At 67.1% G+C, this 14,858-nt stretch carries 11 protein-coding genes; 3 read left to right on the top strand and 8 right to left on the bottom strand.

Annotated features, from left to right (window positions below):
* The first annotated feature begins 145 nt into the window (after nt 1–145).
* Nucleotides 146–2,134 carry an ABC transporter ATP-binding protein gene (locus tag F8O09_RS09685; RefSeq protein WP_158055145.1) on the top strand — a complete coding sequence of 663 codons (1,989 nt, stop codon included), beginning with the start codon at nt 146–148 and terminating at the stop codon, nt 2,132–2,134.
* A 136-nt stretch (nt 2,135–2,270) separates the two neighbouring features.
* Here the strand turns inward: F8O09_RS09685 and F8O09_RS09690 are convergent, their stop codons facing one another.
* On the bottom strand, nt 2,271–3,155 hold the full coding sequence (locus tag F8O09_RS09690) for a bifunctional methylenetetrahydrofolate dehydrogenase/methenyltetrahydrofolate cyclohydrolase (RefSeq protein ID WP_158032014.1): 885 nt from the start codon (nt 3,153–3,155) through the stop codon (nt 2,271–2,273).
* Nucleotides 3,156–3,159: 4 nt separating this feature from the next.
* Complete coding sequence (gene glyA / locus F8O09_RS09695; RefSeq protein ID WP_158032015.1) at nt 3,160–4,440, bottom strand: serine hydroxymethyltransferase; 1,281 nt, start codon at nt 4,438–4,440, stop codon at nt 3,160–3,162.
* Nucleotides 4,441–4,724: 284 nt separating this feature from the next.
* On the opposite strand from glyA, the gene purU reads away from it, so the two are divergent.
* Nucleotides 4,725–5,597 (top strand): formyltetrahydrofolate deformylase, encoded by an 873-nt coding sequence (gene purU, locus F8O09_RS09700; protein ID WP_158055146.1) that lies wholly within the window; start codon nt 4,725–4,727, stop codon nt 5,595–5,597.
* A 30-nt stretch (nt 5,598–5,627) separates the two neighbouring features.
* On the opposite strand, the gene F8O09_RS09705 is transcribed toward purU, so the two are convergent.
* Entirely contained in the window at nt 5,628–6,149 is a 522-nt protein-coding gene (locus tag F8O09_RS09705) for a hypothetical protein (RefSeq protein WP_158032017.1), read from the bottom strand.
* A gap of 145 nt (nt 6,150–6,294) precedes the next feature.
* Between F8O09_RS09705 and F8O09_RS09710 the strand changes: the two genes are divergently transcribed.
* Nucleotides 6,295–7,593, top strand: coding sequence for an MFS transporter (locus tag F8O09_RS09710; RefSeq protein ID WP_225732982.1), 1,299 nt, complete (start codon nt 6,295–6,297; stop codon nt 7,591–7,593).
* On the opposite strand, the gene F8O09_RS09715 is transcribed toward F8O09_RS09710, so the two are convergent.
* The 5 genes from F8O09_RS09715 to F8O09_RS09735 all read right to left on the bottom strand — a co-directional run bounded on the left by F8O09_RS09715 (nt 7,562) and on the right by F8O09_RS09735 (nt 14,824).
* Nucleotides 7,562–9,409: an ABC transporter ATP-binding protein gene (locus F8O09_RS09715; RefSeq protein ID WP_158055147.1), complete on the bottom strand. Its 1,848-nt coding sequence runs from the start codon at nt 9,407–9,409 to the stop codon at nt 7,562–7,564. The two genes, F8O09_RS09710 and F8O09_RS09715, sit on opposite strands and share 32 nt — an antisense overlap.
* The gene (locus tag F8O09_RS09720) at nt 9,406–11,214 is read right to left on the bottom strand and encodes an ABC transporter ATP-binding protein (protein ID WP_158055148.1); all 1,809 of its coding nucleotides are present in this window, start codon (nt 11,212–11,214) and stop codon (nt 9,406–9,408) included. The genes F8O09_RS09715 and F8O09_RS09720 overlap by 4 nt, the downstream gene beginning before the upstream one ends.
* Nucleotides 11,215–11,343: 129 nt before the next feature.
* Entirely contained in the window at nt 11,344–12,936 is a 1,593-nt protein-coding gene (gene purH / locus F8O09_RS09725) for a bifunctional phosphoribosylaminoimidazolecarboxamide formyltransferase/IMP cyclohydrolase (protein WP_158055149.1), read from the bottom strand.
* A 13-nt stretch (nt 12,937–12,949) separates the two neighbouring features.
* Nucleotides 12,950–13,579 carry a phosphoribosylglycinamide formyltransferase gene (purN, locus tag F8O09_RS09730; RefSeq protein WP_158055150.1) on the bottom strand — a complete coding sequence of 210 codons (630 nt, stop codon included), beginning with the start codon at nt 13,577–13,579 and terminating at the stop codon, nt 12,950–12,952.
* A gap of 9 nt (nt 13,580–13,588) precedes the next feature.
* Complete coding sequence (locus F8O09_RS09735) at nt 13,589–14,824, bottom strand: DUF6350 family protein (protein ID WP_158055151.1); 1,236 nt, start codon at nt 14,822–14,824, stop codon at nt 13,589–13,591.
* Nucleotides 14,825–14,858 lie beyond the last annotated feature (34 nt).

The following is a 14,858-nucleotide window of genomic DNA, read 5'->3' on the forward strand; positions in this document are numbered from 1 at the left end:
GGGGCCTCGGACGCTGCGTCCGAGGCCCCTGCTCTGTCTGGAGCCTGAGCATGGGAGGGCAAGGCATCGATCTCACCGCAGCGTCACGAGAAGAGTCATGCCCGGTCAGCGGGTGGCTATAGCATGGAGCAGTCGAAGGAGCAGCATGTCCGCCAACGCCTCATCGCATCCGCAGCACTCTGACCCCGCCATCTCGGTTCAGCAGGGTGCGGCGTCCCCCGCAGCGCAGCATCCGCAGCAGACTCTCGGGCACGTGACGCACCCGTCGTCCGACCATGCCGCCCGAACGGAGCAGCCGAGGCGTCGGGGGCCGTTCGCCCGCGCACGATCCGATGAGCCTCGGGCCCGATTCTCACAGCTCTGGCCGTATCTCATCGAGCGCAAAGGCATTCTGATCACCGCCGCGGTGCTCTCCGTCATTGGGGCCCTGCTCACGCTGTGCCAGCCCCTGCTGCTCAATGTGCTCATCACCCGGGTGCAGAACGGCGAGGTGCTCGGTTCTCTCGTCTGGCTCGTCGTGGCACTCTTGATCGCGGCCGGCGTCATCACGGGTGTGCAGTACTACGTGCTGAGTCGCACGGGCGAGGGCGTCGTGCTCTCGAGCCGGCAGCGGCTGGTGCACAAGATTCTGCGGCTGCCGATCAGTGAGATCGATCAGCGTCGCACCGGAGACCTCGTGAGCCGGGTCAGTTCGGACACCACTCTGCTGCGGGCCGTGCTCACCCAAGGGCTGGTCGATGCGGTCGGCGGCGTCTTCATTCTCGTCGGTGCGATCGTCGGCATGCTCGTGCTCGATCCGCTGCTCTTCGCGCTCACCGCCCTGGTGCTCGTCGTGGCGATCGTCGCCGTCTCTCTCGTCGCACGCCAGGTGCAGTCGGCGACGCGCGAGGCGCAGAAGAGCGTGGGCGCCCTCACCGCAGCTGTCGAACGGTCGGTTCGTGCGGTGCGCACCATCCGCGCGAACGGAGCGACCGCCCGTGAGACCGCCGGCATCCTCACTGACGCGCACCAGGCCTACGATCGCGGCCTGCGCATCGCGCGCCTGTCGGCGCTGGTCGGGCCCACAGTGCAGGTGGCCCTCCAGGCAGCAGTGCTCGTTGTGCTGGGCGTCGGCGGTCTGCGAGTGGCAGCAGGGGTGATCACCATCGCGCAGCTGGTCAGCTTCGTGATCTTCCTGTTCATGATGGTCATGCCTCTGGCGAGTGCCGCAGGCGCCTTCACCTCGGTGCAGAGCGCGCTGGGTGCGCTGGCCCGCATTCAAGAGGTGCTCGATCTGCCCGACGAAGATGCCCACGATCGCGTGCGCCCAGGCTCACGTGAGCTGTCGTCTGACGGTGCCCAGCCCACTGACACGACTGCGACTGTCGCCTACACGTCCTCAGTCTCAGCAGCGGTGCCCACGGGCGCGGCAATCGCGCTCGACCAGGTGACGTTCCGTTACCCGTCGAGTGCCGAAGACGTGCTGCAGAGCCTCTCGTTCTCGGTGGCCCCGGGCACCAAGACCGCACTGGTCGGCCCCTCAGGAGCCGGCAAGTCGACTGTGCTCGGTCTGCTCGAGCGCTTCTACGATGTGCAGAGCGGATCGGTGCAGGTCGAAGGTGTCGATGTGCGCAGCTGGGATCGCGACCTGCTGCGCGCCCAGTTCGGCTACGTCGAGCAGGACTCCCCTGTGCTGGCGGGGTCTCTCGGCGACAACCTGCGGCTGGCAGCGCCCGATGCCACAGACGAGGAGTGTCTGACCGTGCTGCGCGAGGTGAATCTCGAGCATCTCGTCTCCCGCGACGATGCCGGGCTCGACGCCTCTGTCGGAGAAGGCGGTTCGCTGCTCTCGGGGGGCGAGCGTCAGCGCCTGGCACTGGCGCGCGTGCTGCTGGCCGGGCCGCCGATCCTGCTGCTCGACGAGCTCACGTCGAGTCTCGACGGCCTGAACGAAGAGCTGCTCAAACAGGCCCTCGCGCATGTGGCCGCAGAGCGCACTCTCGTCGTGATCGCACACCGTCTGTCGACCGTGATCGACTCCGACCAGATCGTGGTCATGCAGAACGGCAAGGCAGTCGCCACAGGCACTCACGAGCAGCTGCTCGCCATGAGCCCCCTGTATCGAGAGCTCGCAGAGCAGCAGCTGTTGGCCTGAGCCGTTCGGCCTCGTCTGCTCTTGGCAGACGGCCCAGGCTCCTGTTCCGGTCACGCAAGACAGAACGACCGCAGGCTCTCTGTCTCAGAGAGGCCTGCGGTCGTTCACTGCCTGCCGAGCCGGGCTCGGTGATCGGCTACTTCGCGAGACGCTGCTCGGCCAGTCGAACCACATTGACCAGCAGCTCAGCGCGGGTCATCGGCCCGACCCCTCCTGGGTTCGGCGTCAGCCAGCCGGCGACCTCGGCGACGTCCGGGTGCACGTCACCGACGGGGCGCCCCTTGCCGGTCTCGGGGTCGACCACACGGCTGACGCCCACGTCGATGACCGCAGCACCCGGCTTCACCCAGTCGGGCTGCACGAAGTGCTGCCTGCCCAGTGCCGCCACCACGACGTCCGCCTGGCGCACCTCGTCGGCCAGGTTCGGCGTGTGCGAATGCAGCGTCGTCACGGTCGCATCGACACCGCGACGCCCGAGGAGCAGCCCCAAGGGGCGCCCCACCGTCACGCCACGGCCGATGATGGCCACCTTGCGCCCCTCAAGCGGCACCTCATAGCGGCGCAGCAGTTCGAGGATGCCCGCAGGCGTGCACGGGAGCGGCGTCGAGATCTCGCCTCCGACGTTGAGCACCAAGCGCCCGAGGTTGGTCGGGTGCAGCCCGTCGGCGTCTTTCTCCGGGTCGATCAGTTCCAGCGCGGCCAGCTCGTCAAGCCCTTTCGGCAGCGGCAGCTGCACGATGTAGCCGGTGACCTCGTCCGAGCTGTTCAGCCGCTCGATCGCTGCGTGCACCTCGGCAGCGGTCGCGGTGGCCGGCAGGTCTTCTCTGACGGATGCGATGCCCACTTCGGCGCAGTCACGGTGTTTGCCCGCCACGTAGATCTGCGAGCCGGCGTCTTCTCCCACCAGCAGCGTGCCGAGGCCGGGTGTCACGCCGTGCTGGCGAAGGGCGTCGACTCGCTCGGCGAGCTCGGCCTTGATGGCTTTCGCTGTCGCTTTGCCGTCGATCTTGATCGCGGTCATGCGATCACCACTGCTCGAGGCCGGGGTACAGCGGGAAGTCGTCGGCGAGCTTGGCGACGCGGGCCTTCAGCGCCTCGACGTCGGGCGTCGGCTTGAGCGCCTCGGCGATGACGTCGGCGACCTCGGTGAACTCGGAGGCGCCGAACCCGCGGGTGGCGAGTGCCGGCGTGCCGATGCGCAGACCGCTGGTGACGCGCGGCGGGCGCGGATCGAACGGCACGGCGTTGCGGTTGACCGTGATGCCGACCTCGTGCAGGATGTCTTCGGCCTGCTGGCCGTCGAGCTGCGAGGTGCGCAGGTCGGCGAGCACCAAGTGCACGTCGGTTCCGCCGGTGAGCACGTCGATGCCGTTCGCCTTGGCGTCAGGTGCGGTCAGGCGCTCGGCGATGATCTGGGCACCCTCGAGTGTGCGCTCCTGACGCGCTTTGAACTCATCGGTCGCGGCGATCTTGAACGCGACCGCTTTGGCGGCGACCACGTGCATGAGCGGCCCGCCCTGCTGACCGGGGAACACGGCCGAGTCGATCTTCTTGGCGAACTCCTGCTTCGAGAAGATCGTGCCTGAGCGCGGCCCGCCGAGAGTTTTGTGCACCGTCGTCGACGTGACGTCTGCGATCGGCACCGGGTTCGGATGCAGTCCTGCGGCGACGAGACCGGCGAAGTGCGCCATGTCGACCCAAAGACGTGCGCCCACCTCGTCGGCGATCTCGCGGAACGCCTGAAAGTCGACGATGCGCGGGTAGGCCGACCATCCAGCGATGATCACACTGGGCTTCTCAGCGAGCGCGATCTCACGGACTTTGTCCATGTCGATGCGGAAGGTCTCAGGATCGACGCCATAGGCGCGGGCGTTGTAGAACTTGCCCGAGAAGTTGATCTTCATGCCGTGGCTGAGGTGCCCGCCATGGGCAAGCTCGAGACCGAGAATCGTGTCGCCGGGCTTGGCGAGCGCGTGCAGCACTGCGGCGTTGGCCTGTGCGCCCGAGTGCGGCTGCACGTTGACATGGTCGCCGCCGAACACCGCGAGCGCACGCTGCTGAGCGAGCGTCTCAGCCACATCGACGAACTCGCAGCCGCCGTAATAACGGCGTCCGGGGTAGCCCTCGGCGTACTTGTTCGTCAGCACCGACCCCTGCGCCTCGAGAACGGCACGTGGCACGAAGTTCTCTGAGGCGATCATCTCGAGGGTGTTGCGCTGACGATTGAGCTCGTTTTCGAGCACCTGAGCGATCTCAGGATCGAGCTGCTCGATCGGGGTGTTGAGCGTGGGGTTTGTTCCAGTCACGCGGATCTCCTTGTCATGGTTGCAAACTGCGGTTGCGTGTCAAGCAGACTGTCGAGGCCCAGGCGTGCGGCCCAATCCGTGTGTCGCTCCCCGATGGTGTCCATCTCATTTCGCAGTCCGCCACAGAATGCTCATCGGACAGATCACCCGCCTGATTCGCATTCGGCAGTCAGACTGCAAAAACGCCAGTCGCGACAGCGTCCATTCTATACAGGGATCTCTCCCCTGCAGCTGTCGACTACGATTGGTCTCTGTCGTCAAGCATCGAGCGGAGATCTTTCATCGTGACCCAGCACACAGACAGCACCCCGAACAACGACTGGATCATCACCATCACGTGTGACGATCAGCCGGGACTGGTCCACGCCATCACGGGCGGCATCGTCGACGCTCACGGCAACATCGAAGAGTCGCAGCAGTTCCACAGCACCGACACGGGTCGCTTCTTCATGCGGCTGCGCATCAGCACGCCGGCGAGCGAGCACCAGCTGCGCGCAGCGCTGACTCCGGTCGTGGAGCAGTATCATCTGGATCTGACGCTGCGCGAGTCGGACCGCCCGACCAAGACGCTCGTGCTCGTGTCGAAGGCCGCGCACTGCCTGCAGGATCTGCTCTTTCGACAGAACTCGGGCCAGACCAACATCGAGATTCCCCGCGTGTTCGGCAACCACCCCGATCTGGCCGATCTCGCCGGGTTCTACGGGGTGCCGTTCACCTCGCTGCCGATCAAGAGCGCTGAAGACAAGCATGCGTTCGAACAACGCATCATGAAGTACGTCGAAGAGAACGACATCGAGCTGGTCGTTCTCGCCCGCTACATGCAGATCCTCTCACCAGAGCTCTGCGACTTTCTCTCAGGGCGTGCGATCAACATCCATCATTCGTTCCTGCCCGGGTTCAAGGGTGCGAATCCGTATCTGCAGGCCCACCAGCGCGGCGTGAAGCTGATCGGCGCCACCGCGCACTTCGTGACCGCTGACCTCGACGAGGGCCCGATCATCGAGCAGAACGTGGTGCGCGTCGATCATTCGAAATCGCCCGCCCAGCTGCGGGCGATCGGCCAAGACGTCGAGAGCCGCACACTGCGGCAGGCAGTGACCTGGTTCGCCGAGCGGCGCATCCTGCGCGACGGCCAGCGCACCATCATCTTTCAGTGACCAAGTACGCAGACGGCATGACCTCGTTGGTCAGCCGCGCTCGTTGAGACGCACGTAGTTGCTGAAGATCGTTCGAGCGACCACCAGCACGGCGGCTGCGGTCAGCAGGCTGCCGATGATGCTGGCAAGCAGCAGGTAGACGCCGAAGAGCATACCGCCGGTCGTGTTCGCTCCGGTGAACGAGGCAGCGATCGACGAGCTCGTCTTGAACAGCTGAATCGAGTAGATGATGCCCAGCACGATGGTGTTCGCCGCAGCTGCCAGCGCCGAGATCAGCACGATGAGGTAGCCTCCGCGCGCCTTGCGGCCGGCCGCCGAGTTGCCGAAGTCGAGATTGAACATATCGCCCATCGCCGAGCCACCCGGACGCTGCTGCGGCATCTGCTGCCCGTAGCCAGGCTGCTGAGGAGGCTGCAGACCGCCGAACTGTGGCTGCGCGGGCTGGCCGCCGAGCTGGGGCTGCGCGCCGAAGCCTGCAGGAGGAGCCGGCGGCGCGGGAGGGGTGCTGCCCGGGTGGTTCGAGCCAGGAGGCGGCGGAGGCAGAGTGGACATGGCAGGGATCCTTTCATCGGCACGATCGAGGGATCACAAGACGACTCCCCCGGTCGGAATGCTAGCAGGCGCATGGTCTACGCTGGTGACCGTGCCGGCTGCGCTCACCGGCCGCTCCCGGCATCCGAAGGAGGCGACGTCACCCGTGTCCGATCGCTCGCACGCGCAGTCTGCCGCCGACGACCAGCCGTGGTCAGGTCATGAGCCCGGGTCACGTGCCTACCGCCGCATTCTGCTCGGTCTCTTCTGCGCCGGCGTTGCGACCTTCGCCCAGCTCTATTCGTTTCAGGCGATTCTGCCCGAGGTGAGTCACGCCCTCGGCACAGACGAGGCGAGCACTGCTCTGACCGTCTCGGCGGTCACCCTGGGCATCGCGATCAGCGTCATCCCGTGGTCGTCGTTCGCCGACCACATCGGCCGTGTGCCTGCCATGGTCTGCTCGATCAGCGCCGCATCCGTGCTCGCCCTGAGCGCGATCGCCTTCGACTCGATCGGCCCGATCGTCGTGTTCCGGCTGCTTGAAGGCTGTGCGTTGGGCGGGGTGCCTGCCATCGCGATCGCCTACCTGAACGAAGAAGTCTCGCGCCGAGCCGCCGCAAAGGCCAGCGCGATCTACGTCGCCGGCACGTCGATCGGCGGGCTCTCGGGCCGCATCATCTCGGGCCCGGTCACCGAGCTCACGGGCAGCTGGAAGCTCGGCGTGCTCGCCGTCGTCTTGGTGTGCGTCACCGCCGCGATCGTGTTCGTGTCGGTCATTCCCCGCTCCCGCGGCTTCGTACCGCTGCGGCGACGCCCGACGAACCTGCTGCCCGACGCGCGGGTCTTCGTCCAGGTGAGACGCCACCTGCGCAACCCCCGCACGCTCGTGCTCTTTCTCAACGGCTTTCTGCTGATGGGTTCGTTCGTCGCCGTGTACAACTATCTGGGGTTCCGCCTCACCCAGCCTCCCTACGACCTGCCTCAGACCATCGTCAGCCTGCTCTTTCTCGCCTACTTGGTCGGCACGCTCTCGTCGTCGATGGCCGGCTCGTTCGTCGGCCGCTGGGGGCGGCACCATGTGCTCGCCGCGTCGACCGCGATGATGCTCGCCGGGGCCCTGATCACCCTGTTCTCGAGCATCTGGGCGATTCTCGCCGGACTGCTCCTGTTCACCGCCGGGTTCTTCGCCGCTCACGCGATCGCATCGGGCTGGGTGGGCGCGATCGCGCTGCAGGGGCGTGCGCAGGCGGGCTCGCTCTACAACCTCTTCTACTACGCCGGGTCGAGTCTGCTCGGCTGGTTCGCAGGCCTGGCCCTGCGATGGATGTGGTGGCCGGGAGTCGCACTGGTCGCGGCGGCTGCGCTGGGCATCGCGCTGATCGTCTCGTACCGCGTGCTGGGACGCGATGCGACCCGGAACGACGGCCCAAGTGCTACTGCAGCGACTCCTGCCAGCGACGATTGAGATCGGCGTAGGCACCGCCCGCTGCGATCAGACGGCCAGGGGCGTCGTCTTCGATGACGGCGCCGTGGTCGAGCACGATCACCCGATCGGCATCTCGAACGGTCGACAGCCGGTGCGCGATGATCACCGCCGTACGGTCGGCGAGCAGGCGGCGCAGCCCCAGCTGTATCTCGCGCTCGCCCGGGATGTCGAGCGAGCTGGTCGCCTCGTCGAGCACCAGCACGCGCGGGTCGGCGATCAGAGCGCGAGCGAACGAGACCAGCTGCTGCTGTCCCGCTGACAGTCGAATGCCGCGATGACTGATCGGGGTGTCGTACCCTGCAGGCAGCGCACGGATGAAGGCATCGGCGCCCACGGCATCCGCCGCCGCAGCGATCTGTTCGCGGCTGGCACCAGGCCGCCCCAGCGCGATGTTCGAGGCGATCGTGCCGCTGAACAGAAAGGCCTCCTGCGTCACCATCACCACATCACGACGCAGCTGGGCATCAGGGATCTCGCGCAGGTCGTGCCCGTCGAGGCGCACCATGCCCGCACTGGGATCGTAGAACCGGGCGAGCAGCTTGACGATGGTCGATTTTCCGGCGCCAGTCGCGCCGACGAGGGCGACGGTCTGCCCTGCGGGGATGTGCAGGTCGAGCCCGGAGAGCACCGGTTCGGTCGCACCACGCCTCGGCCCGAGACCCGTGTACGCGAACGTCACGTCATCGAAGTCGATGCGCCCCTGCGCCCGGTCTTCGGCGACCAGGCCGGTGGCAGGCCGCACAGCAGGCTGCTCTTCGAGCACTCCCGAGACTTTCTCAAGAGCGGCGGCGGCCGACTGGAAGGTGTTCGCGAACATGCCGATCTCCTCCATCGGCTGGAAGAACTGGGTGAGGTAGAGCACCGACCCGATCAGCACCCCGACGCCGATCGCGCCGTCCATCACGCGCAGCCCGTTGACTGCCACCAGCGCGGCGATCGCGACGTTCGAGATCAGGGCGAGCAGCGTGAAGAAGATGCCCATGGTGGTGATCTGGCGACGGCTCGCCTCGGCGTACTGTGCGCTCAGTCTGCTGTAGCGTGCCGCATCACGCCGCTCTGTGCGGAACGACAGCACCGCTCGGATGCCGTGCAGCACCTCGACGAAGCGCACGATGAGTCGGGCCGAGCGCTCGCTCGACTCGCGATACAGCTTCGTCGAGACACCCTGGAACCAGCGGGTGAGCAGCGCCGCCGGGATCAGTGCGACGACCGCGACCAGACCGCTGATCGGGTCGAGCAGGAAGAGCGCCACCGCGATGAAGAGCATGCGCATCACTGCGGTGACGAGGTCGTTGAGCCCTGAGTCGAGCGCAGTGCGGATGCTGTCGATGTCGTTCGTCTGTCGGCTGATCACGCGTCCAGAGGTGTAGCCCTCGTGAAAGCTCACGCCGAGCCGCTGTGTGTGCACGAAGAGGCGGCGTCGCAGACTGAGCAGCACTCCTTGCGTGAGCGACGAAGTCTGCACGACGAAGATGCGCATCAGTCCGGCTTCGCACACCGCCGCGGCCAGGTAGGCGCAGATCACCAGAGTCAGCTCGTCGAGGCTGCCGTCGATGGCGGCGGGCAGGGCGTGATCGAGCGCAGTGGCGATCAGCAGCGGTCCGAGCGAGCCTGCGGCCTGTGCCACGACGACGCACAGCGAGAGCAGGATGGCTCGGCCGCGCACGGGTCGCACGAGTTCTGCGAGCAGACGCAGCGATCGCCGGCGCAGGCGACGTGACTGCTGCGCGTCCACCGCCGTACGGTGCTCGAGCGAGACGCCGAGCGGCGCATTCTGGTCGTCGGCTGCGCTCATGAGGTCACCTCCAACGACATCAGCTGACGGTAGTACGGGTCGCTGCGCAGCAGTTCGTCGTGTCTTCCTGTGGCGACGATTCGCCCGTCGCGCAGCACAGCGACGCGGTCGGCCAGCGCGACGGTCGACGGGCGGTGGGCCACGATCAGCGCGGTGACGCCCTGCAGCACACGGCGCAGGCTGGCCTCCACCAGTGCTTCAGTGTTGACGTCGAGCGCCGAGAGCGGGTCGTCGAGCACGAGGATGCGCGGTTCGGCCGCGATGGCACGCGCCAGTGCCAGCCGCTGACGCTGACCGCCGCTGAGGCTCTGCCCCTCTTCGCCGATGACGGTGTCGACGCCGTCGGGCAGATCATAGACGAATCCCGCCTGAGCGATCGCCAGCGCCTCGTCGAGCTGATCGGCATCGGCATCCGGGCACCCCACGAGTACGTTCTCGCGAACCGTGCCTGAGAAGAGCTGCGGGGCTTCGAAGGCCATGCCGAGCTGCCCACGCAGCCGCTGTCTGGTCATGTCGCGCACGTCGACCCCGCCGACGCGCACGGCACCGCCCGTGACGTCCATGAACCGGGGCACCAGCTCGACCATGACCGTCTTGCCCGATCCGGTGGCACCGACCAGAGCCACTGTCTCACCCGGGGCGATCCGAAGATCGACACCGGCGAGCACCTCGCGGTCGCCGTAGCCGACATGCACGTCGTCGAAGAGGAGCTCGCCGATGCGACTCGGGTCGGGGTCGTCCTCGACGGGATCGACCGGGTCGGTGACGTCTGGTGCCGTGTCGAGCACTTCGAAGACCCGCGCGGTGGCAGCAGTGGCGTCCATGACGTCGGCGAAGGCGAAGCCCAACGACCGCACCGGCCAGAGCAGAAAGGCCGCGGTGCCGAAGAACGCCACGACGTCGCCCAGTGAGAGAGCGCCGTCACGCACCAGCCAGACGCCGGCGGCGAGACAGACCGCGAAGGCGAGCTGCGGCAGCAGCGACAGCCACATGCGGATGCCCGACAACGACCGTGCCTTGTCGATCTCGGTGTCGCGCTGCCGACGTGCGGCGTCCATGAACTGGTCGGCGAACTCGCCGCTGCGCCCGAATGCCGTGATGACTCGAATGCCCTGCACGCTCTCTTCGACTTCGGTGGCGAGCGCACCGGCCTGGTCGAGGCCGCGTCGGGTCAGCACCCGATAGCGCAGCTGGAAGCGCAGCGAGAGCCAGGCTGTCGGTATGGCGAACAATGCGAAGATGCCGCCGAGCGGCGGGCTGAGCGCGATGAGGATCACGATGCCGACGACGGCCGTCGTGACGTTGACGACGAGCAGGATCGAACCGAACGACAGCCAGCGTCTGATGCGGCTGAGATCGGTGCTCGCCCGAGAGAGCAGCTGTCCTGACTCCCAGTGATCGTGAAACGATACCGACAGATCGAGCAGATGATCGAAGAGCGATGTGCGCAGCCGGTGCTCGACACCGACCATCGGGCCCATCAGCAGCATGCGTCTGGAGTACCACATGGCGGCCTGCAGCACGCCGAGCGCGAGCACGATGCCGGCAGCCACCCAGACGCCGCGGGAGCTGCCCGAGTCTCGCCCGGCGCTGATCGGCCCGTCGACGAGCGCGCGGATCACCTGTGGGATGGCCAGACCGAGTCCGGTGGCGGCGAAGCCGACGGACAGCCCGGCCACGTAGCGCCAGATCACCGGTTTCAGCGCGGGCAGCAGCCTCAGCAGCGTCGACATGCTGGCCCCCTGCGGCGTCGAACGCACAATGTCGTGCGGCAGGCTGCCGGTTCGGGCAGCGCCACCAGACATGGACGAGCCCTGCTGAGACGCTGATGAGCTCCGCTCGGACGCCGACGAGCCCCGCCCAGACGAAGCCCGGGTGGGCTTGTATGCTGGGCGGGACTCGGTCACAGGAGTGCAGTCAGATGACGACGATGATCAGTGGAAGAAGTGACGCTCACCGGTGAAGTAGAGCGGAACACCCGCCTGCTTCGCCGCAGCGATGACCTCGTCGTCGCGAATCGAGCCGCCGGGCTCGACGACGGCGCGCACACCGGCTGCGAGCAGCACTTCGAGACCGTCGGCGAACGGGAAGAAGGCGTCTGACGCGGCAACCGAGCCTTTAGCCCGATCACCGGCACGGTTCACCGCGAGGTGTGCCGAGTCGACACGGTTGACCTGGCCCATGCCGACGCCGACCGACGCACCGTCGTGAGCGAGCAGAATGGCGTTCGACTTGACCGAACGCACGGCGGCCCAGGCGAACTCGAGATCGCGACGGGTGGCCTCGTCGACCTCGTCGCCGGTGACCAGCTGCCACTTCGAGCTGTCGACATGCCCCGGAAAGTTGTCGGCGTCGCTGACCAGCAGGCCGCCAGAGATCTGCTTGAAGATCGTCTCGTCGCGCGAGAAGTCGTCGGGCAGACGCAGCAGGCGAATGTTCTTCTTGGTCTCGAGCAGTTCAAGCGCCGCAGGCTCGAAGTCCGGAGCGACCACGACCTCGGTGAAGATGCCCTTCACCGTCTCGGCCATGGCCAGAGTGATGGTGCGGTTGGCCGCGATCACGCCGCCGTAGGCCGAGAGCGGGTCGCAGGCGTGCGCCTTCTGGTGCGCCTCTTCGATGGTCTCACCGACCGCGATGCCGCAGGGGTTCGCGTGCTTGATGATCGCGACGGCCGGAGCCTCGAAGTCGAATGCAGCGCGCAGCGCGGCATCGGCGTCGACGTAGTTGTTGTAGCTCATCTCTTTGCCGTGCAGCTGCTCGGCCTGAGCGATGCCGTGTCCCAGGGGCTCGCGGTAGAGCGCAGCCTGCTGATGCGGGTTCTCGCCGTAGCGCAGCACGTGGCCGAGCTCGCCGGCCACGCCGACGCTCTCAGGCCAGACGCGGCCCTCAGCCTCGGGATGGCTGACCAGGTTGCTCTGGAACCAGTCGGCAACGGCACGATCGTACTCTGCGGTATGTGCGAAGGCCTTCGCGGCCAGATTGCGACGCTGCGCCAGCGAGGTGCCGCCCTGCAGCGACGCAATGATCGCCGAGTAGTCGGCCGGGTCGACGACAATCGCCACATTGGCGTGGTTCTTGGCCGCAGCGCGCACGAGCGTGGGCCCGCCGATGTCGATCTGCTCGACCACGTCGTCGCCCTGTGCGCCCGAGGCGACGGTCTGCACGAACGGGTACAGGTTCACCACGACGAGGTCGAACGGCTCGATGCCGAGCTCGTCGAGCTGCTTCTCGTGGTCGCTCAGGCGCAGGTCGGCGAGGATGCCCGCGTGCACCTTGGGATGCAGAGTCTTGACGCGACCGTCGAGCGACTCGGGAAACCCGGTCAGCTCGCTGACTTCGGTGACCTTGGCACCGGTGGCGGCGACCGCTTTGGCGGTCGATCCGGTCGAGATCACTTCGACGCCTGCCTCGGCCAGCGCACGACCGAGTCGGTCGAGATCGGTCTTGTCCGACACCGAGATCAGCGCGCGCTTGATCGGCACGACATCGCGTTCGCGGTATTCGCCTGCGCTGTGTCCAGCACTCATCAGATTGTCTCCTTCAATCGTGGGTTCGAAGTTGTGAGGTCGGTGGCTGCGCCGCCACGGCGACCGCATCGCAGTCGATGTCGCCGTGTGCGATGCGGGTGAGCGTCTGCGCGAGCAGCTGCCGTTCGGCGACCTTGATGCGATCGTGCAGAGTCGTCTCGTCGTCGCCGGCGACGATCGCCACGCTCTGCTGGGCCAGCACCGGCCCTGTGTCGACCCCGCTGTCGACGAGGTGCACGGTCGCGCCGGTCTCGTCGACCCCGGCGGCGAGTGCATCACGCACGGCGTGAGCGCCGGGAAAGCTCGGCAGCAGCGCCGGATGCGTGTTCACGATGCGGTGCGTCCAGTGGTCGACGAGGTCGGCGGGCAGAATGCGCATCAGGCCGGAGAGCACGATCAGATCGGGCCGGAAGTCGTCTGCTGCAGCCGCAAGGGCGCGCCCCCATGAGCCACGATCGGGATGGTTTCGATAGTCGACCCGAAATGTTGGGATGCCTGCGTCGTCGGCATAGTCGAGCCCGGCGGCAGCTCGGTCGGCTCCGACGGCCACGATCTCGAAACCGCTGTCAGGCTGGGACTGCGCCGCGATGAGCGCACGAAGGTTGGTTCCCGCTCCCGAAATGAGCACGACGAGTCTGAGCACCTGTCCAGCCTACCGGTTCGCAGTCTCGTCGAGCGCCGGTCGCCTGAGCAGCAGAACTGTGGCTGCGATGACCGCACCGAGCGCCACGAAGCCGGCCGGAATGATCATGCGCCAGATCGGCACGCCGACCTCCTGCAGCCGTCCCGGGCCGAGAGCGCCTGACGCCAGCACAGCCAGCACCGTCAGCACCAGCCAGGTCACGACGGCCTGACCGACTGCGCTGGCCGCGACGACAAGCCAGCCATGCCATCCGCCGACCAGCTCTGCGGCCAGAGGTCGCAGCGCGAACCAGGCCCCGACGAACCCTGCCAGAACCGGCAGCAGCAACAGCACGATCTGCCAAGAGCCACCAGTGGGAATCGCGCCGAGCACCGGAATAGCCGGCATCGGGGCGACCAGGGTGCCGAGCGGTGATGCCAGCGAGCCCGTGCCCACAGCGATGCCCGCACCGCCGACCCAGCCGATCGCCCAGATCACGAGGTTCGGCAGGTAGAGCAGCTGGGTGAGACTCATGATGATCACACCGGTCCATCCGCCGTGCAACGACTCGTAGACGGCGACGATGCTCATCCAGTTGCCCAGCACCGAGACGGTCAGACCGATCGTCGCGGCGCCGACGAGCGCGACCATCGTGACAGCTGCGCCGCGCAGAGCCGCCCAGACGAACGGCCCGGCGACGACCTCGTCGATGTGCGTCCATGCGCGCAGCCGACTCCGCAGCACGCGCACGCCTGCGCCCGGCCGTGAGTCAGGCGCATGCACCAGAGTGGCCGCAACGAACACGATGAGGTTGAGCAGCCAGGGCAGCAGCAGGGCAGGCAGCAGAGAGACGCGCGCCGACGCGTTCGATGCCGTGGTCGCCAGCAGCCCCACGGCGACGGCCAGAACGAGCGCGTAGCCGATCCACACGGTGGGCAGCGGCCCTGCCTGAGCGGTGCGACTTCCGCTGCGCCAGCTCGCCCACACGGCGCCGATGAGCACGCCCAGCGGCATCAGCGTGAAAGAATACGAGCCGATCGTGCCAGGTGCGGCGAGCGCGCCTGCGGTCACCTCGCTGGGCACGCCGAAGCCGAGCAGCCACACGCGCACAGCCAGCGACCAGGCATCGCCCCAGGAGGTGCGCAGACCGTCGTCGAAGATCCACATGGCGGTGGTGACGACCAGCAGCGGCAGGAACGTGACCAGCAGCAGGGTGAGCGGCTCGACGCTCACCGGGGCGATCTCGCGAAGTCGACGTCTCAGCACCAGAACAGGTTACCCGTCTCGCCGCGTGCGCACC

This window comes from Pseudoclavibacter sp. CFCC 11306 (assembly GCF_008831235.1).
GTDB lineage: Bacteria > Actinomycetota > Actinomycetes > Actinomycetales > Microbacteriaceae > Pseudoclavibacter_A.

Bases quoted from the DNA above. Each gene is read 5' to 3' on its own strand.
- F8O09_RS09720 (WP_158055148.1), bottom strand. From the start codon at position 11,214: ATGTCTGGTGGCGCTGCCCGAACCGGCAGCCTGCCGCACGACATTGTG.
- F8O09_RS09685 (WP_158055145.1), top strand. From the start codon at position 146: ATGTCCGCCAACGCCTCATCGCATCCGCAGCACTCTGACCCCGCCATC.
- purH (WP_158055149.1), bottom strand. From the start codon at position 12,936: ATGAGTGCTGGACACAGCGCAGGCGAATACCGCGAACGCGATGTCGTG.
- F8O09_RS09715 (WP_158055147.1), bottom strand. From the start codon at position 9,409: ATGAGCGCAGCCGACGACCAGAATGCGCCGCTCGGCGTCTCGCTCGAG.
- F8O09_RS09690 (WP_158032014.1), bottom strand. From the start codon at position 3,155: ATGACCGCGATCAAGATCGACGGCAAAGCGACAGCGAAAGCCATCAAG.
- F8O09_RS09705 (WP_158032017.1), bottom strand. From the start codon at position 6,149: ATGTCCACTCTGCCTCCGCCGCCTCCTGGCTCGAACCACCCGGGCAGC.